The sequence below is a fragment of the Leucothrix arctica genome (assembly GCF_003172895.1).
GTDB classification, from domain to species: Bacteria; Pseudomonadota; Gammaproteobacteria; order Thiotrichales; family Thiotrichaceae; genus Leucothrix; species Leucothrix arctica.
Genome location: NZ_QGKL01000043.1, coordinates 1 through 20,168 on the forward strand (window position 1 = coordinate 1; position 20,168 = coordinate 20,168).

Below are 20,168 nucleotides of genomic sequence, written 5' to 3' on the forward strand. Positions count from 1 at the left end.
AGCATTTGCTGAGTACTTGCACCGAGAAGTGCGAACTAACCATTGGGGCTACATGGCTGATGAGAACTTAACTCAGGAAGCATTGGTTAAAGAACAGTATCGTGGCATTCGTCCTGCACCGGGCTACCCTGCTAACCCTGACCATACTCAGAAAGAGATCATTTGGGATCTGTTGAAGCCGCTTGAGAATGCGAGCATTGAGTGGACGGAAAGCTGGGCGATATTGTCAGCAGCGTCGGTGAGTGGTTGGTACTTCTCGCACCCTGAGTCACAGTACTTTGGTGTGTCTAAGTTGGATCAAGTACATGACTATGCTGAGCGTAAGGGTATTGACCTAGATGCGGCGGAGACGTTGTTGTCGCCTAACTTGGGTTATGTACCTGCTTAATTTTCTGACTAATCCGCGTGGTAACTTATATGCTCCCACGCGGTTTCGCATTATCTAGGACATGAAAAGCTTTTCAGTACCCTCCTGAATAGTCAAATGTAATATTAGGGTCAGCTCAGCTAGCTGATCAAGAATGATTTTTCCTTTTTCTAGCAAAAACTTGTTTCGCTCTAAATCATCTTCCCCCCTAGACCCATGCTTCCCTCCATGAAATAAGTTGTTTCTAATTCTTTGAATTGAAACTATCACTTTATGTAACTCAGTATAGTTATCTTTATGCGCTTCAGTAATGAAATCTAAGTCACCGCTTTTGTCAATCACTTGTAATAGTAGTGGCTGCTCAGAAGCTCTCTCGCTTCACTTGAAAGCACATAACTCTTTTCATATGTTCTCCAAAACTTTCCCCAATCAGCAGCTACCTTATGAATTTCATTTTCTTCAGAATGAACTTTTCTATTTTTTTTAGCATGCTCATTTGCCTTGAGTGAAAATTCGAATCTTGAGAAACAATAGAAAAACTCAAAGACTAATCTCTTTAGGTCTGGGTCGCTTTCAATTTCCTGAAGAAGCATCTTAGTGTAACTCCTTAGATTCAATATGATGGTAATAATACATTTTTGTTTGCGGTCAACAACTATCGAAAAATTTGTTCTCGGATACCGCCCGACATAGGGCTTTCGTCAACTTGCCCTTTGTAGGTAAATATTTCCATCACGTTATTATCGTAAACCACCCAAACTTCTTGAGCGCCTTTAGCTAAATACAGATCTACTTTTCCTGAAATCTCAAGCTTCGAATTTGAAGGTGAAACGATTTCAATACATAGCTCAGGCGCTTGAATGTATGGTGTTGTGTAGCCAAACTCTTCAATGAATGCAGCAGAAGCCCATGCAACATCAGCGACTTTTACACCATCGGATGTTTGTACTGAGCATACGGTAATTACTCTACCTTCGGGGTGTTTGTTCCATAGTGCGCCAGCTAATGCTCCTTGAAGCATTCCATGGTTATTTGATGCAGGACTCATTAGCAACTTACCAAACTTATTTAGTTCTATTTTAAAAGGTAAGTCACGTAATAACGGATTATCAACGACTTCTGACCACTCCATAATATGCTTCATTCATAATGATTTACTTAACTATAACAGACACTTCAGAACATGATTAGTGATGGATATTAATTTAAGGCCGCTGGTGTGTTTAAGTGGGATAAAGACCAAGTTGCGGATTATGCTGAGCGTAGGGGATTACTCTGGATGAGGCTGAGACGTTGTTGTCGCTTAACTTGGATTAACAACTAAAATATTAACAATAAATACCTAATAATCAATATAATCGCTATTATGTTATCAGTTAATATTTATAACCCTAAAAGAAGCTAAGCAGTAAATAGCGCACAACGCAAAACATGAGCCGTATTACGCTATTGGAACACTCAAGTGTCAGTCTTGGCTCCATTCAGCATTTGAGCAGCAAGGTAATATTTCACTCGAAAAACCACTCAAAATTTCTGACGTCTTATCCCCACTCCTTAAGTTTCGTCACTTAATGGCGCTTCCCGAACCAAAATCCATTCTAGAAAAGCAAGCGCAGTCATCACGACTGTAGCTGATAAAGACTTTAAGCATAGCTGGCTAGATTTAGATAAGTAATGGACTAATACGGCAATTAGCTACTCACTAGAATAAAATGACGCTAGGATAAGTTGCACTTACTATTTCTATAGCTTTGGCCTATATATTGCTAAGTTATTTGTAAGCTTGTAAATACTCCCGCCCCCAATTGAATGAGTTTGTAATGCCAACAAAACCATATGCTGACTTAGCCCAGCTTATGAGTGAGTTAATGACTCCTCTGGTTATGAAAAACACCGGTACTTTTTTTATTGCCACCGAAGATAACGCCTCGTGTCGCTTCGCGCTTCAACAGGGGAAATTTACCCATTGTTGCTATAAACGGCTTCACGGATTTGATGAAATTCAGGTCATTAAAAAAGGGTTTCGAGGTCATTTCGAATTTTTTTAAAACAAAAAATCCCTCTTTAAAGACGCTGACCAAGTTGATCATCAGACCGTTGTCGAGCAGCTAGGGATTAGTATTCCTGCTGTAGAGTCAGAAGCACCTGTTCCTGCTGAAGCAATCACATCGCGACCAAAACAGTCAAAAATAATTTATCGAGGTCAGGAGGTATTTATAGATGCGCCTCAACAACACGATAGCAGTGCTAAAAAGCGAACGTTGGTCTATAGAGGGCAAGTGATCGAGAACTGAAGTGTGATTAATCGTTAATCAGTCATTGCACAATGTAAAAACTTCGTGCTCTTATAAAATGCAAGTAGTAATCCACAATTACTGATTCATTTCTCTCTGTCTGAGAGTTTATTTTGAACCGCTCCCATCCACGCCCTGTATAACTAAATAACAACAAACAGGACTCGCCGTGAACACTCAGCAAATACAAGGTTTTCAACAAGGAGATAAAGATGCTTTTGCCGCACTGGTAAGTCGCTTTCAAACTCCTTTGTTTGCCTACCTTGGCAGGATGGGTTTACCCGCAGCAATGACCGAAGAAGTTGCCCAAGAAACATTCATTCGAGCATGGCAGTCCAGAGAGCAGTTTGACCCAACACGCTCCAGCATTAGCACTTGGTTATTCACCATAGCTCGCCGACTGGCAATCAATGAGCTAAGCCGTGCTTCCTATAGGTACGAACAAACCAGCGACAACAATGAATCAACTTATACAGACGATACTTCTATATCGAGCGAGCAGACCCTACAACTCGCAGAACAACAAAAGTTATTACAACAGGCGATACAAACACTAGACGCTAATGACAGAAGCTTACTGGCCTTAGCTTACCTAAAAGACCTAGAGCTAAGCATTATTGCCGAGATTGAAGGTATCCCCGTAGGCACGGTGAAATCACGCCTTCACCGTATTCGACAACAACTTAAACGCACCTTAAATGGAGATGACTTCCATGACTAAACATACAAAACCGATCACTGACGATGCTTTAAATGAGCTATTAACCAATATCGAAACACCGCCCGTGCCGGAGTACTTTAGTCACAATGTCATGCAAGCTATCGAAGCTTTACCTAGCGAAGACATAGTCACCAAACCCAGCTGGTGGCAGTGGCTTGCTCTAATCGGCGGTGGAGTCCCTGCCATTATGCAACTAGCCACTTTTGTTTTTAGCGCTTGGCATATCGCCAGTGTCGGATAACCGGAGCAAACACATGAAAAATACCACCTCAAGAAATCCTCTAATGGCAGCAAGCATGTCATTCATTTTACCGGGCTTCGGTCAGCTTTATAACGGTCACGTCAACCGTGGCTTACTCATATTCATAGCCTTTATTTTATGCAGTGTCCCACTCGTTTTGTGGGTAGCACTCAGTTTGCCTACTGCACTGACCTTACCCTTGGTTGCATTCACTGTGGTCGTCAGTATAGGACTATGGCTTTATGGAATTATTGATGCTTATCGTTCAGCAAAGAAGCTCAGGAATTACACCCTACAGAGCTGGCAAATACCTGCCATGTACCTGACTATATTTTTAGTAGCTGCCTTTCTAATCCTTCCTGCGGCCACGAACTATATGAGAGACAAGCAAGTTGAGTCCTTCCATATACCTTCTCGCAGTATGGAGCCGTCAGTGCTACAGGGTGACATTCTATTTACAGATAAGAGTTATAACTGTATTCGCTGCCGAGGCTCAGTTAAACGAGGAGATATTGGTGTGTTTGTTTATCCCAATAACCGCACGCTTTACTACCTCAAACGAGTCATTGGCTTACCCGGCGAGACTATTCATATAGAAAACCGACAAGTATTTATCAATGGCGAAAGTTTAAGCAAAGCTGTGGATAAAGTTGGTGATAAGTATATTTCTGTGGAAAAGTCTGAAGAGCTAGAGTACCAAGTGCAATGGTCAGTGGATGATGTAACAACGATGGAGCCATTGATTGTCCCGCAAGGTGAGGTATTTGTACTGGGTGATAATCGCAGCGCATCAAATGATTCTCGGAAGTTTGGCACCGTACCTGTTCGTGACGTGGTTGGACAAGCATCACAAGTTTGGTTTTCCAAAGGCGCTGAAGGCCTTCGCTGGGATAGGTTTGGCTTGGTCCTTAAGTAATAAAAAAGGCCCGCATAATACGGGCCTTTTCTTAAAGCTACTGAGAACTCTACGTTTATCAGCAGTTCCTTACTCTCTCATGCACTATTAACTACTCTTACAGAAGTCGTTACAAAGAAACTACCAGACTCAGTTGGAACACCCTGAACTTCAGCTTTAACAGCACTAATTTACGGATATTCCTAAGCTCGTAGCAGGCTCTCTTACCCTTAAAAAGCTAGCAAACTTTGGTTTACCTTTTCGTGTTTTTCCATAGTACTTATAGGTTACAAGTGCACCTACTTCAGGTGGATATTGACGCTCGATATCAGTAAACCCACTCCCCACCTTAAAGCGAGTACCATCAGGCATTTCTAATAATAGCGCGCCCATCATACCGAGGTATTTACCTTTCCCACCGAGTAACTTAATCACACGCGCTTCAGCATCCTCGTAACGCTTCACTTTAAGCAATGCGTCACTACGCCCTATTTGGTACAAAGCGCTTTCATGATGCAGCATTAAGCCCTCTGCCCCAGCTTTCACAACCTCACCTAACTTAGCCATTAACTGCTCATGTGTATTGATACGGTACTGCTCCACCGGCTCAATATAAGCACTATCTACCTTATCAAGTAGTCCCTTTAAGTCAGTCAGTCGCTTGTCAAAACCACCCTCAGCATTCGGCAGTTCAAACACTTTATAACTCACTTGCTGCCACTCACTATCAACAGGCGTATCTTTGCTCACAGCACTGAGCAAATCTTCAAACTGATTTCTAGCGATCCATAGCTCTCCATCCAAAGGCCGGTCTGGAAAGTTTTTGGTAAACCATTGAGGCGCATGAAAGATATTGCCTTGCCGCGAGATAAACTGTTCGCCATTCCAATAGGCACGAACACCATCATACTTTTCACTAACGAAATAACGGCTGATATCAGACTGTTGTTTATAAGCTTTGGCGAGTAATAACGCAGGCGCAGGCAACGTTCCTGCATAAACTGTAAGCGGTGAAATAGATAAAAATAAAGATGCTAATAGTACAGTTGAGTTTTGTTTTATATTCATCCCTGCACTATGCTAAAACTAGGATAAATCAGGCATTAACTATCGACCAATGGCGCTTATTTAAAAGATCGCAGTAGTTAACCACCCTAGCGCTTTAAAGATGCACCAAATGGTTAGTATCATCGTAAAAAACAATGCAAATAAGTACACTATAATAGATAGCCCACTTCGAGAAGTCGTCTCTTCTGGGTCGTTAAGATACTCTTTCATGAGATGTACATTTTTGCGATTAGACTTAAAGATAAAATCAAAAATATCGCCAAAGAAAGGAATGATTCCCACGATACCTTCGATAATCATATTAATGACCATACGAACAATGATCAAAGCAGGCACTCCTAGCGCTAGTGCCTTTAAAATGATGTAGCCAGAAAGTAAGCCACCCGCAACATCACCAACACCGGGGATAAGGCCAATCAAGCCATCTAAGCCAATGGTACGATTGGTGAATGGAATTTTTATCGAACTATCTAGCACCCAAGAGAGCTTATCTAAACGTTGATACTGTTGTTGACGCTTTTCTAGAGAATCCATAAGACTGAGTAGGTAATTTTAAGTGATCAAAAGTTACCACAAACTTGTAAATCAAACGCTCTGAAATACAGATATTTTTACTTTTTAACGTCAACCAATCTTGGTTCTTGAATGAAATAACCCTGCGCATAGTCAATCTTCATTGTATCAAGCATATTGAAGATTTCTTTTGATTCAACGTATTCAGCTATTGTTTTTAACCCGAGGGTGTGAGCCATTTGATTAATCGCATCGACTAGGCTCCTATCAGTAGAGTCAGTCACAATATCTTTAATAAAGCTGCCATCAATCTTTAAATAATCCACTGGAAAATCTTTAAGGTAGGTCAAAGAACTTAAGCCTGTACCAAAGTCATCTAAGGCAAACTTGACATTAAGCGCCCTCATTTCAAGTATGAACTCTCTAACTCTCACTTGGTTTGCAATTGCAGAAGACTCGGTGATTTCAAAACAGATTTTCTTGGGGTCGACCTTATAGCTCGATATCAACGCTTTCACTGTCACTAAAAAGTCACCGACACTCAGAGACTGACCAGACAGGTTAATCGATATAAAACCTTCCTCGCCTAAATCACTAAAATATCCGCTTTGTAACGCTGCAAACGACTGCTCAATAATTTCCAAGTCCAGTTTAGGCATCAGCTGATACCGCTCTGCCGCAGGTAAAAACTTTTCTGGACAAATGATCTCTCCCTGCTGATCAATCAAACGAACTAATATTTCATGATGCGTGTGTTCACTCGTTGCTGACATTGCACCAATACGTTGGCTATAGATAACAATCCTACCGTCACCTAAGGCTTTCAATATTTCAGATACCCAAGATGCTTCGCCTCGTCTCTGATTAAGGGCTTCATCACTATCTTGATAGATTCGAACACGGTTCTTACCTGCATCTTTTGCAGCGTAACAAGCTAAGTCTGCTTGCCTCATCACCTTTTCAACACTGTGTGTCTGTTGATTAATAATCACCGCACCAATGCTCACTCCAATATCAAAGAAGTGTTCATTTTTAATAAATTTATAATCTTTAATTTTTTTACAAAGACGTTCAGCCACTCGTTGCGCTTTTTTAGCATCACAGTTAGACAAAAGAACACCAAACTCATCACCACCTAGTCGTGCCAAAAAGTCATTTTGTTTCAAACTACTTTCGAGTCGCTTACTGACTTGGCAAAGTACCTCGTCACCCGCTGCGTGTCCGCAGGTATCATTGACCAACTTAAACTGATCAAGATCTAAGAAAAAGAGAGCGTGCGAACTATCTTCTGCAACCGCATCTTCCACTAACAAAGCGACCTTTTGTTCAAAACTGATTCTATTCGGCAGTCTAGTCAATGAGTCATGCTTTGCCTGCCAAAATAGCTGTTTCCTGATACCTCTCGCCCTAATGATATCTCTTGAGAAAAACAATGTGAGACCTATCAATCCGATCGTCAGCATGCCCAATATCATCGTGATAACAATTTTACTTTGATGTGCAGACACTTGCTGCATCTTATCAACCGGGATTTGTACAAAAATACCGCCCATCAATTGGTGCTGCTTGAATACCTTTCTAGGCGCTACATTTTGCTGAATGCGTCGCTCTATAGTTTCAGACTTTTGCTCATATATATTGTGACAACTCACACAAGAATTAGCGACAGCGGGATCAGGTCTCAGATATAACAAGGTATCTTTACCTTCAAACTCTTGGACTTTAAAAATAGGTTTCCAATCAATCACTTTGGTAGGATTAAGCTGATCTTGTTTCTCTAGCTCAGCCCAGGCAAATCTAAGAAATTCATTATCGAGCCCCTGATCAGGCGCTATATTCCATTTACTAACCGCACGATATTTATAAAGACCATCTGAAGCTTCCGACGCTGTTTTCGCCATACCTTTTAAAAACTGTGCAGGAGTGAGTACATTACTTCCTACCTTGTCATGAAAGTCCTTATCCGACTTTATAATCTTAGCCTTTATTTCTCTTGATATTGATAGAACATTTTTACCGTAAAAATATCGCCCAGTAATCGCCTGATGAGCAACGATATCCGCCACACCATAAGCCTGCTCTTCAATAATTTTTTGCTCATGAGTTGTCATAAGAAAATACCCAGACACACCAACGAACAAAAATAAGAGGCCCACTAATAAAGTGATCTTCTTAATTATGTTTAGGCGGGTTGGGATATTTTTTTTCATTATTATTTATAATTATTTATATACCTACAACAATATGGGGGACTTTATGCCCTGTCCAAAGCCATTAGATAAAAGGCGTAAACTTAGACAAAAAACTGTATTTTATGTATCAAAAAATTACACTTTATAAATTATATCCTTCAAGAAACTATCTAGCCTCTCTCTTCCCAGCTGACTTGCCCTTTAAAGATGTTCATTAACTGTACGTACTGCCGCCAAAGGCTACTGTTAGTCGTATCTATGAGGGCACGCCAGTGACCTGCCTTGCTTGCCTAGAAAAGTTATGTATACTTAATTGATACATAAATTATAAAAATAATATAGTGGTACGATAATATGCTTAACTTTCCGACCTGCTGTAAGTCTTTGAAAGCGCTCACTATGACGCTTCTAATTTCTACATTCCTTACTGTATCACTCACTGCGTCGGCAGAAGATACAGAAATATTTTCAAATGAAGCGCCTCCCACTCCTCCCAATTTATTACTGATACTTGATAACTCAGGCAGTATGACTACTATTGTTGATGGTAGTACAGACACTCGAATGGAAGCGCTTGGATCTGCTGTTGAAACATTTGTCGGCAACACTGATATTGAGAATATCAATATTGGCTTGATGGCATTTAGTAACGGTGATTCAACCCCAAGACCTCATGGTATATCCGTCCCTATTTCGCCTATTGATGATGAAATCACTCCCATCATGATCTCCAACCTTATTCCTTCATCTTATTATACTGGCGACAACTTCGGCTTTTTCACGTTAGATGATGACAACCTACCTAACCCAACGACAGACCAAACAGTCCGTCAGTACTTACCGGATGTCCTCGCCGGTTGGACTGCAAGTGGTGGCACACCGATCGTTGATGCTTTTCATGAAGCAACACTCTACTTCAAAGGAGAGCCTCCTAAGTGGGGAGCAGAGAGTGCCGCAAAGGTTAATGCAGCGCATCCTTCATCGTATACAGGTAACTACCTCACAACGATTGAGAAGTCACTAGGCGGATGGAAAAATACGTGTTCTACTGCGACATGCGGCCTTAACTGCATAGATATAACCGCCGCAAGCCAATGTAACAGTGGCGAAACAAGCTGCTACACAGGCAATAACTGCACCACGGAAATAGGTGAAAAATGGGAGACGTGTAACTTAGCCACTAGCGACGCGTGTATGGCCTCTAACCCCGACTACTTAGTCTGTAATGAACAATCTAATACAGATTGCACACAGACGTGTAGTGGTGAACAAGACCCAGAAACAGGTGCCTGCCTTGGTACAGAAACAGAGTCGTGCTCGACAGAAAATTACTCCTTATGCAAATTTGAAACAGACATCACCTCGTGTGACCGTGAAAAGTATGAATGTGATGCAGAGATTGAGGAAGAAGTGACTACCGGTACAGCGGCTTACAACTCGCCAATCACAGGACAATGCCAAAATAACTTAATCATCCTAATGTCAGATGGTTCGCCTAATGCTAGTGCGGATGAAGATGAAACGGATGCTGTACGAGAAGAAATTAAAACATTAATAGGTCGAACAGCAGACTGTGCGGATGTTGATGGTCAGGTAACGCCGGTAACAGGCACTAACACATTGGCTGATGGTCGTTGTGGTCCAGAGATAGCAGAGTATCTCGCAAATGAAGACCTAAGAGATGACGTTGATGGCATTAATACTGTCAAAACGTATACCGTAGGTTTTGCTGTTACAGGTAGGCCAGAAGCTCAAGCCTACCTAGAGTCATTGGCGACTAGTGGTGGTGGTAAGTACTACTCAGCGGATAATGAAGCAGAGCTAGCAGCGGCATTTATCTCTGCTCTTGAAGATAGCCAAGCCTCTTCTCGCAGCTTTGCAGCACCTGTTTATACGGTTGACTCTGACTCATTAATCTCTAACAGCAACGACATTTATCTTCCACTATTCCAAAACACAGCCTTTCCAGGTTGGGCTGGCAACTTGAAGAAATTCAAATTGAATGCTGATGGTGAAATTGTTGATAGAGATAACGTCCTTGCATTCGATGACCTAGGCAGTTTAAAACCTACAGCAATCGACTACTGGATGCCTGTTGGAGCGGTTGCTCCAACAGAAGGCGACTCAATTGTTGACGGTGGTTTCGCTAATAACTTAGTACCAAGCACTCGAGTATTGAAGACAGACGACGGCGCATCTTTTACTAACCTAAATGATGCGGGTGTTTCAAAAGCGGCACTTGGCGATGCAGCAATGACTGATGCTGAGAAAGCAGAGCTCCTAAGTTACATCAGAGGTTATGAAGCAGATGGTACGACACCAAGAAGTGCTATTGGTGACATCCTTCACAGTAAGCCTACCTTTATCTCTTACGGTGCTAGCAAAAAAGTATTGTTCTTTGGGACTAACGAAGGCTTCCTACATGCTATCGATGCTGCGGATGCAAGCGATACCGGCACTGGTGGTAAAGAGAAGTTTGCTTATATGCCTTCTAGCTTACTGAAAAACATTGCAGGACTCAAAGAAAACACAGTAATGCCTGACGGTGGTCTGACTAGAATTTATGGTGTGGACGGCACGATAGTAGCGTTCATCACAGACACTAATAATAACGGCTCAGTTGATACTGCTGATGGTGATACTGCAACACTACTATTCGGTCTACGCCGTGGTGGTAATGAGTACTATGCATTGGATGTTTCAAACCCTGACTCACCTTCTCTGAAGTGGAAGATTTCGGGTGACGATACAGGTTTTGGTAAACTAGGCGAAACTTGGTCAAAGCCAAAGCCTGCGAAGTTACGTTATATCAAGTCAGGTGCAACAGATTCTGTATTGGCTGACGTATTAGTCTTTGGTGGTGGTTATGACAACCGTCTAGACGAAGAAGACCCAACAGCACGTACTAACTTATCAACGACTAAAGGTAATTCAGTATTTATTGTTGACCTTGAGACCGGTGATCTAATCTGGAGCACTGACGATGCGGCAGGCACTAAGCCTGATCACAGTATCCCTGGTGATATTCGTACACTCGATATGGATGGCGACGGCAGTATTGATCGCTTGTACTTCGGCGATACAGGTGGAAACATCTGGAGAGCTGACTTAACGGCTTATGATAATGACAATGGTAATACACGTTATGATATCGCTAATAATGCGCAGATTAACCACTTTGCAAACCTTGGCGGTTCAGGTACTGATAAACGTATGTTCTTCTTCGAGCCAGATGTTTCAGTCTTCAGAAGCGAAGGTAAAGAAGCCTTAATTCTATCAATAGGTAGTGGATATCGTGCACACCCTTTGAATGAAGGCATATCTGACCGTTTCTATGTGTTAAATGATGTGAATGTATACGATGTTCCAGCAACAACATTAGCCCCATTAACAGATTCTAACCTAGTAGAAGCAAGCACATTAGCTGGCGCTAGCTTCTTCCCTGCTCAAAAAGGTTGGTATAAGGATCTAACTAATGGAACAGGTGAAAAAGTACTAGCCTCCCCTATTACCTTCTTGTCGAAGATTGCATTCACCACCTTTGCAGTTGGAGAGACAACCTCGACAGTTGATGAAAATGGTTGTTCTATCGCGGGTACCAACATAGCAAGAACCTACGTACTCGACCTGTTGACCGCTGATGCGACTGTAGACTTAGATGGTAATGGTGTCATTGATGAAGACGACGAAGGTATTATCATAGAAAATGGCAATATCTTAGATACGCCACAGCTAGTGTTCAATGAACCAACTAACTGTACTGTTGATGGTTGTGACCAATTTGTTGATCTACGTGTAGGTACTAAATCTACACCAATCATCGACAAAGATACCGTTGGTGCTAACAACAATATGGGTGACTTCATTAATAAGATCTATTGGCTAAGCAAGTAAGCTAACTAACCTGAAATAGGTTAAAGCCCCGCTATCTACTTTGTTTAGATAGCGGGGCTTTTTTATGGTCGCTCAAAAGTTATTGAGAGGTAACTGATGCTTCGCTTGCCACCGCCCTCACTCGGAGAAAGCTCGCAAACTTGGGCTTTCCCTTATTAGTTTTTCCGTAATACTTGTACGTGACTGTCGAACCTATTACCGGTGGGTTTTGACGCTCCAAATCACTAAAGCCTGAACCAATTTTGAACTGCGTACCGTCGGGCGTTTCCAGTAATAATGCGCCCATCATCCCTAGGTACTTTCCTTTTCCACCTAGCTGCTTGATCACGCGAGCTTCTGCATCCTCATAACGTTTTACTTTGAGTAGCGCATCACTTCGCCCTGTTTGATATAACGCACTTTCGTGATGAAGCATTAACCCTTCTGCACCCGCCTTTACCACGTCAGTTAATTTACTCATTAATAATTCATGAGACTCGAGACGATACTGCTCTACGATGTGAATAACGGGATTATCAATGTTGCTTAACAACGTTTTGAGTCTGGCCAATCGTTGAGCGAAGCCGCCCTCAGCATTGGGTAATTCAAAAACTCTGTAGCTTACTTGTTGCCACTCACTATCAATAGGTGTGTCTTTGGTGACTGCGCTTAATAGCTTTTCAAAATGGTTTCGGGCTATCCATAACTCACCGTCTAACGGTTGGTCTGGGAAGCCTTTTGTGAACCATGCGGGTGCGTGGTAAATATTACCTTGGCGTGAGATGAACTGCTCGCCATCCCAATAGGCTCGGACACCGTCGTACTTTTCACTGACAAAGTAGCCGCTGATGTCGGATTGTTGTTTGTAGACTTTGGCTAGTAATAGCTCTGGCTCTGGAAGTGTGCCGGCAAAGGAGACTAGCGGTGCGGCAGGCAACAGAAAGCTGATAAGTAATAGGTTGGTTTTTGTTTTTATATTCATCCCCCACTATGATCGAATCAGGGTAAATATGAGATTAATCTGCTGATAAAAATAAAGACTCTAATACCATCGAACATATCGCTAAGGCACGATTGAATTTACTCATACTAAACGGACTGTTAGCGATATTTTAAAAAGTACTCTTGATGTAAACCGCCCTTTACGTTCCGCTAAAGAAAGTGCCGCATGGCGGGATCTAAAACGCGTTGGTAGAAATGTACACTTAGTTAATGAAGAGGCTCTTAACCAAGCATTGAAACAACAGGCACTTTAGCATTAGCTAAAAAAAATATTAAGCCGCCCACTTACGTCTGTTTTTAGCCAAATCAGTCACCAAAATCAACGTCGCATCACACTTCTCACGAAACACGTCAGTATCGTAACTCTGAGGTAAACGCTCATTCAGGAAGTCTGAAATCCTATTTCGCACCCTTTCCGTATTTTGACGATCTTGATACCAGCGCTCCAACAACACTTTAGGCGCAGCTTCTTTAAGGCTGGGAATCAGTGCTTTTGCAGCTAACTTGACCTCCTCTTCTTCCGCCTTCGTCAGCTTATCTTTCATAAGTAAGTCGAATAACTCCAACTCATCTTCAGTCAACCCAAGACGAATATGGCGCTCTTCTTCCTCAGCCAACGACTGACTCAGGCTAACCAACTCTTCAAAGTACTCATCAGTAGAAGATGACCCAGCATTGTAACGGTCTATAATCGCTCTCAAACGATCAGAAAAACCTTTACGCTCTGAGTTTTCTTTGAGCATCTGCTGAATCTTGCGCTCCAAAAAGGCTTTCAAATCATTAATTTCAATGTTCTTATATTCGACCTTTTTGAAGTCACTTTTCAGCTTTTCAAAATCAATCGTCTGCAGGTTCCACAACTTACCCTGCTTAATTAAGCTGTTAGAATACAAACTAAATTGGTCGCCTGTTTTCTTATCGCCAATATCCGTATCACCAACAACAATACTTTCATCTAAAAGCGCTTCAATAGGCGTTTCATATTTTTCTATATCAACATCATCAATCAATACCGATATCACCTTACGCATGTATTGAATGACTGCGGCCTGTTTACGCAGAGGAAAATACGTCGGCTGATTTATCTCAGGGCGACATGCCTCATACAAAGACTCAACCGTGTTTTGAAACACATAAAACGTCTTATAAGTGTTGTCATGCTCAAACAAGCTATCCGCAAACTGATTAAACAAAGCAACATTTGTGAATGCCGTTTCCGCGTGGCGACTTAACACCAAGCTCAAATCAACGTCATGCGTCAAACAAAAGCTCTGAGTAGCTTCAATCGCCTCTTCAAGCAACACAAACAACTGTGACTTATCTTGAATCGGTGGTTCTTCCCCATCATCACCGACACCATAATCACTCAGCGCCTTTTTCATATTACGGAAGACATTATAGTAATCAACCACCTCACCATTCTTCTTCTCAACAGGCTTACCTGTCAAACCCTTAGCCGTATAAGACGACACACGATTAGCACGCGCAATAGCCTGCATCAACGTATGATCTTTCATCGGCTTGTCGAGATACAAAGTAGACACCGTTGGCGCATCAAACCCCGTTAGCCACATCGCACACACAAACACCAACTGAAGCTCATGCTCAGGCGCTTTAAACTGATCCTCTATATCCCAGCCATTCTTATCCGTGCCTTCCATACGTTTAGCGTGGGGCTTTATATCTAAACCCTTTTGCTCAAAACGATCCTCATCACTCTTGTCATGGCTAACCACTACAGCCGTATCAACGCTTTTCATATAGCTCAGGATATGACTCAAACGACGCTTCTCTAAGTCATCCACCTGCTTAATACGCTTTTGTAGTTCTTTCTTGGCTTCCTTCCAGTGATACTGAACCTTGTTATACATCTTGACTGCGGTGAACTTATCAACGCAAATCATCATCCCCTTACCGCGAAAACCACGGCGAGGAAAATGGTAAACAATATCCTTAGCAATCACTTCAAGGCGATCATCACCCCTAATCACACTTAGCTCTGTCGCATACTTCTTTTCGAGTTTCTCGCGCTGAGCATCTGTTAACTCATCATCTTCAAGTAGCTCTAAAAACTCTTCGTCTAAATCATCATTTTGAATAAGCACAGAAGGTACACGCTTTTGATAAAACAACGGCAACGTCGCCCCATCATCCATCGCCTGCTGAAAGCTATACTCCGACACATAGTCACCAAACCACTTATGTGTTTTACGCTGCTTACCCAGTAACGGTGTCCCTGTAAACGCAATGTAATTCGCATTGGGCAACGCAGTACGCATGTTCTCAGCGAGACCTTTGTATTGAGTTCGGTGCGCCTCATCCACCATCACAATCCAATCATCCGCCTCACTTGCAACAGGGAATGTCTTTCCCTTCGGACTATGAAACTTATGAATCAGCGTAAACACAATGCGCTTGTTTTGAGCTAGGTATTCTTTTAACTGCACGCCATTCTTAGGCATCACCGCATCTTTAACTTTAATCGTCGCGGTTGCCAAAAAGTTCTTATAAATCTGCGTATCCAAATCCTTACGATCAGTCACCACCAAGAAACGGTAATTACCATTCAACTTGCGGTTGATCTTCCGCATGTAGAACACCATCGAATAACTCTTACCCGAACCTTGCGTATGCCAAAACACACCCAACTTACTGCGTTCATCCTCAGGATAATCCTCTCGATTTTTAAAACGATCAAATGCTTTATTTACACCTAGAAGTTGATGACTTTGCGCGATAATCTTTGTCGATTCGTTTTGATAAACAATGAAATTCTCAACGTAGTCCAACAACCTGCTTGGCTCAAGTAAGCCTTCAATCGCATACTCTAAACTCGTACCGCTCGCTTCGATTTTCTTACGATCTACCTTCTCTTTTTCACTACTGACGCGTAACCAGTCAAAGAAATAATCCCACTCAGAAGCATACGCGCCAACCTTAGTATTCAGCCCATTAGACAAGATGCAAAAGGCATTGAAATAGAACAACTGAGGAATATCGTTTTTGTAATCGGCTAGATTAACCGTGTAAGCCGTTTTCAGCTTCACATTGGCGTTTTTCAACTCGATAAACACCAACGGCAAACCATTTACATACAAAATCACATCAGGGCGGCGATAGCTCGCCTTCGCCTCGGCCCCCTGACTCTTTATCCAAAGCTGCGACACGGCTAAAAACGAATTATTGTCAGGTTGCTTAAAGTCGATTAGATAAACCGAACAGGACTCTGTTTTATTTTGCGCATTACTGAAACTTAACTCTGGAATACCATCGCGCATCCAGCTATCCATTTGACGATTAATATCAATGGGTGTGCCTTCGGAAGGAGCCATGAGTTTATCAATCGCACGACGAATCACATCATCGCGCTGATCTTCTGGAATATGCTGATTAAGTGCTGGAAGCGCTTTTTTTAGCTGGCTAACCAGTAGAACATCCGTCTTCTTTGCCCGCCCTGAGCCATCGTTGAGGTCATCTGCCTTAGCCGTGTTGCAATTCAATTGCTCGATATTGTAATCAGCCAAAAGCGTGGCTAATAAATCTTGTTCGATATCGTCTTCAAGGACTGGGGCAGGCATAGTTTATTCCTTATGCTAAAGCTTCTTTCATACTAGGCGGAAAGTTAATGTCTAAATTTTCTACGGATAGTTTACCTGAAATTAGTCTAGGGAGTAATTTGTCGCGAGTTGCAACTAAGTTTTGATTAACTTTTTCCAAAAAAGCCATCTGATCAAAAATTTGAGAGGCTTCTTTTTCAAACCTATCCATCAAATCAAATGTAGGAACTAGCAACATCATTTTTTTGAAATCTTTTAATATAATTCTTGGTATCGCTACACCTGAAACATATGACGACATCATTGATTTGGTTGACTGTTGTTTCAGCAGCATTACCAAGAAATACGGTGATATCTTTTCTAGGTCAGGTCGTAATATTGCTATTGATGAAAGAAGTACCAAACCCTCACCTCCTCGCCAAACAAATACATGTTTTAAATAACTACCATCTTTAGCAATAAGGATATCGTTTTCACTAGGCTTGCAGCCACCTTTGACCAACTTGCGATAATCTGACTCTGAAATAGTTTTCATGGTTTTTTTATTAAAGCCATTTGATTCCATATCTTTAACAGTAGCAATACGGTAGTCACTACTCTCAACATGCTTTGGACTACTGTGGGCACCGTCTGTAATCAAATTACACAAACTATCTATTGAGAGCATTTGCCAACCTTCAGGAGCTCCTTTAGAAGTTTTCACATTTTCATAACCTGGAAAACGTAAACGAACGAACCACTCTTTGTAAATTTCCTCAGCCATATTTTCTAATAGCTGGATACGACGATTATTGGCTTCGATTAGATCATCATAAGTAGTTAGTGTTGCAGCAATTTTTTTCTGGATAGAAAGTGGAGGTAAAGGAACATCTAATTGCTCAGCATCAGGCACTCTCATATGCTCAACTGTTGAGCCTGAACCCAGCATTCTAATTTGAGCCTGTAATATTCCTCCTAAAAGGGAGTAATAAAGAAAGTTTTGATCTAAAACTTCAGGGTTAGCCCGATATAGCATTGTACGCTGACCAAGCATCACATGGTCATTTGAGCGAATTAACCCTACATCTCCTAGAGGTGCTTCTCTTGTAAGAACAACGTCATTTTTTTGAGGTGTTAACCGACGATTCCACTTTATAAATGTTTGCTCAGTAACAAACCTAGTAACATCTAAATTGACACGCCCTTGTTTAACATTAGTTGTCCTTATCATTTTATAAGGCGTTTCATAATCCACTACTGGGGCAGTCTTATTAATGCAATCTACGATGTGTTCACAGACACTATTTATTTTAGCCATCTGCCAGTTTTCAGGGAAAGCAATCATTCTAGGCCCTCGCACATTATGGCCATGTTTTTACCAATTACAGAACTAAGCTTCACACTTAACTTATTAAGCCGCTCAAGCTCTGCGTTCATTCCTTGCAAATCTACTAAGAATTCCTCTTCAGTCTTACCATCTTCCTCAATCACCACACCCACATAACGTCCAGCATTCAGTGAGTAGTCTTGTTCCTGCACTTCCGCCAAACTCGCCAACTTACACAAGCCGGTGACATCTTCATATTTAGCTTCGGGGAAGCGATCTTGCAACCAGCGAATGTGCACGAACGGTAAACGACACTGTTTTAATAAGTCGTGCAGCGTTTCGGCTTCTTTGCGTAGTTGCTTGTTGGCTTTATCTAGCGAAAAACGTTTTGGTTTATCTTCGTTTTCTTGCTCAGTTTCGTGGGCTTTTTGTAAGCCTTTTTCGTGTTCGCGCAGTGTTTTATCAAGCTGCTTTAAGCCTTGTTTTAGCGCGTCTAAGTACGGCTCACATTGTGCTAACCACGCTTGCTGTTTCTTGTTTAAGTCGCCAACAGACAAGCCTTTGGTTGCGGCTTGCTGCTGGTAGTTTTGCTGCGCCAGCCATAACACCTTAAAGTCACTAGCAATGGTATTAATCTGATCACATATAGCGATTTGAATGGGTTCGGGTAAGGCTTCTTTTACCTGACGACGTAGTGAAGCTAAAGGCCGCTGTTGCTCTTTTAGTAAACCGATACCTTGCTTGAAGTAGTCGCTAATCGTGCTAGTGAACTCTTCGCGATCTTCTCGGTGCAGCTTGCCGATTAAAGCTAAGTTACGCACTTGGTCATCGCTAAATTCACGATGAGCACGGTCTATTTGGGTAAATACGTTTCGCGCATCAATAAACAGGATTTTCTCATCCTTTTTATCCTTATCAAAAAACCATAAGGTCGCTGGCAAGGTCACGGTATAAAACATGTTCGACGGTAGCGTCACCATGCTATAGATGAGGTTTTCTTCAATCAGCTTTTGGCGTATTTCAGCTTCAGAGTGACGTGCATCACTGGCGGAGTTCGCCATTACCAAACCCGCACGACCTTTAGCTTTTAGCGACGTTGCAAATAAGTTTATCCATAAATAATTGGCATTCGGAACGGTTTCTTTTCCTTCATCCACTTTCTTGGTTTTGGTCTTTTTCTGCGGTATGCCGTAGGTGTTAAAACGCTTCTGGTCTTTGATTTTAGTTAGGTTGACATCATCGACGTTAAACGGAGGGTTTGCCATCACATAGTCAAACTGTTCTACGCTATCAAACGGGTTTTCGTAGTAGCTATTTAGCGTACTGATCTCGCCTTTTAAGTCATTCAAGAACAAGTTCATGCGCGCTAGTTTGGCGGTTTGTGGGCTTTTTTCCTGACCTCGCACGGTAAATTCACGCGCTTCACCATGTGTGCGGTGTTGGTCAATAAAGTGAGCGGATTGTACGAACATACCACCCGAACCACACGCAGGGTCGTAGATGGTGCCGCTACTAGGTTCGATCATAGCCACCATGAATTTAACAACAGACTCTGGGGTAAAGAACTCACCGCCGCCCTGACCTTCTGCGAGGGCAAATTTACCTAAGAAGTATTCGTATATTTTACCAAAGACATCACCACCCGCATCAACGGGTATGTCTTCAAAGACGCGAAGCAATGTGTTGAGAACAGTTTTAACTTCTTCGGCTTTGTCACCACTTAAACCTGCGTATTCGTCTTTTGGGAGTACGTCTTTAAACTGGTCATCATCAATACCATCTTCAACGGCTTGCATGGCATGCTTGATGTGCAGAGCAATATCTTCAGCATCGCTCAAGTTAAGCAGTGTTTGGTAGCGCGCTGTTTCTGGTAGATAAAAACGGCATTTTGCTACGGCGATACTTTTAAGTGACTTCTCGTTTCTGCCACCTTTATTACGCTCGAACTCTGCATTGATTTCAGCTTCAAACTGGCTGTATTTGTTATCAACGAACCGCAGGAAGATAAGCCCTAAGATAGGTGCAGCATATTCTGAGGCTTTTAGACCCGAGTTAGCGCGCAAGCTATCAGCAGCAGACCACAGGTCATTTTCTAGTTTTTTTAGGTCTTGGGTATTCATTTATATCCTTGGTGGAGAG

At 42.1% G+C, this 20,168-nt stretch carries 15 protein-coding genes; 6 read left to right on the forward strand and 9 right to left on the reverse strand.

Annotated features, from left to right (window positions below):
* The coding region (locus tag DKT75_RS20540) for a vitamin B12 dependent-methionine synthase activation domain-containing protein (RefSeq protein ID WP_281271443.1) at positions 1–388 on the forward strand (388 nt) is incomplete at its 5' end.
* 317 nt (positions 389–705) lie between these two features.
* On the opposite strand, the gene DKT75_RS20550 is transcribed toward DKT75_RS20540, so the two are convergent.
* Positions 706–960, reverse strand: a complete 255-nt coding sequence (locus DKT75_RS20550; protein ID WP_109826590.1) for a hypothetical protein — start codon at positions 958–960, stop codon at positions 706–708.
* Positions 961–1,022: 62 nt separating this feature from the next.
* A complete protein-coding gene (locus DKT75_RS20555) occupies positions 1,023–1,511 on the reverse strand; it encodes a Uma2 family endonuclease (RefSeq protein WP_245923289.1) in 489 nt (162 codons plus the stop codon).
* A 676-nt stretch (positions 1,512–2,187) separates the two neighbouring features.
* Here DKT75_RS20555 and DKT75_RS21765 point away from each other — a divergent pair.
* The 4 genes from DKT75_RS21765 to lepB all read left to right on the forward strand — a co-directional run bounded on the left by DKT75_RS21765 (position 2,188) and on the right by lepB (position 4,539).
* Complete coding sequence (locus tag DKT75_RS21765) at positions 2,188–2,415, forward strand: hypothetical protein (protein ID WP_146201414.1); 228 nt, start codon at positions 2,188–2,190, stop codon at positions 2,413–2,415.
* Between the two features lie 415 nt (positions 2,416–2,830).
* Positions 2,831–3,382 (forward strand): RNA polymerase sigma factor, encoded by a 552-nt coding sequence (locus DKT75_RS20565; protein WP_109826596.1) that lies wholly within the window; start codon positions 2,831–2,833, stop codon positions 3,380–3,382.
* Positions 3,375–3,623, forward strand: coding sequence for a hypothetical protein (locus tag DKT75_RS20570; RefSeq protein ID WP_109826598.1), 249 nt, complete (start codon positions 3,375–3,377; stop codon positions 3,621–3,623). Before DKT75_RS20565 ends, DKT75_RS20570 begins: the two co-directional genes overlap by 8 nt.
* A 13-nt stretch (positions 3,624–3,636) precedes the next feature.
* Positions 3,637–4,539, forward strand: a complete 903-nt coding sequence (lepB, locus tag DKT75_RS20575) for a signal peptidase I (protein WP_109826600.1) — start codon at positions 3,637–3,639, stop codon at positions 4,537–4,539.
* A 165-nt stretch (positions 4,540–4,704) separates the two neighbouring features.
* Here lepB and DKT75_RS20580 read toward each other — a convergent pair whose 3' ends face one another.
* From DKT75_RS20580 to DKT75_RS20590, 3 genes are all read right to left on the reverse strand, one after another.
* On the reverse strand, positions 4,705–5,586 hold the full coding sequence (locus DKT75_RS20580) for a DNA ligase (RefSeq protein WP_109826602.1): 882 nt from the start codon (positions 5,584–5,586) through the stop codon (positions 4,705–4,707).
* A gap of 60 nt (positions 5,587–5,646) precedes the next feature.
* Entirely contained in the window at positions 5,647–6,120 is a 474-nt protein-coding gene (locus tag DKT75_RS20585; RefSeq protein ID WP_109826604.1) for a DUF4112 domain-containing protein, read from the reverse strand.
* 77 nt (positions 6,121–6,197) lie between these two features.
* On the reverse strand, positions 6,198–8,210 hold the full coding sequence (locus DKT75_RS20590) for an EAL domain-containing protein (RefSeq protein WP_158278932.1): 2,013 nt from the start codon (positions 8,208–8,210) through the stop codon (positions 6,198–6,200).
* A 480-nt stretch (positions 8,211–8,690) separates the two neighbouring features.
* On the opposite strand from DKT75_RS20590, the gene DKT75_RS20595 reads away from it, so the two are divergent.
* Entirely contained in the window at positions 8,691–12,185 is a 3,495-nt protein-coding gene (locus DKT75_RS20595; RefSeq protein ID WP_158278933.1) for a PilC/PilY family type IV pilus protein, read from the forward strand.
* A 79-nt stretch (positions 12,186–12,264) separates the two neighbouring features.
* Here the strand turns inward: DKT75_RS20595 and DKT75_RS20600 are convergent, their stop codons facing one another.
* The 4 genes from DKT75_RS20600 to DKT75_RS20620 all read right to left on the reverse strand — a co-directional run bounded on the left by DKT75_RS20600 (position 12,265) and on the right by DKT75_RS20620 (position 20,149).
* Positions 12,265–13,146: a DNA ligase gene (locus DKT75_RS20600; RefSeq protein ID WP_109826610.1), complete on the reverse strand. Its 882-nt coding sequence runs from the start codon at positions 13,144–13,146 to the stop codon at positions 12,265–12,267.
* A gap of 292 nt (positions 13,147–13,438) precedes the next feature.
* Entirely contained in the window at positions 13,439–16,744 is a 3,306-nt protein-coding gene (locus DKT75_RS20610; protein WP_109826612.1) for a type I restriction endonuclease subunit R, read from the reverse strand.
* Between the two features lie 10 nt (positions 16,745–16,754).
* The gene (locus tag DKT75_RS20615) at positions 16,755–18,047 is read right to left on the reverse strand and encodes a restriction endonuclease subunit S (protein ID WP_109826614.1); all 1,293 of its coding nucleotides are present in this window, start codon (positions 18,045–18,047) and stop codon (positions 16,755–16,757) included.
* Entirely contained in the window at positions 18,044–20,149 is a 2,106-nt protein-coding gene (locus DKT75_RS20620; RefSeq protein ID WP_109826616.1) for a type I restriction-modification system subunit M, read from the reverse strand. Before DKT75_RS20620 ends, DKT75_RS20615 begins: the two co-directional genes overlap by 4 nt.
* Between the last annotated feature and the right edge of the window lie 19 nt (positions 20,150–20,168).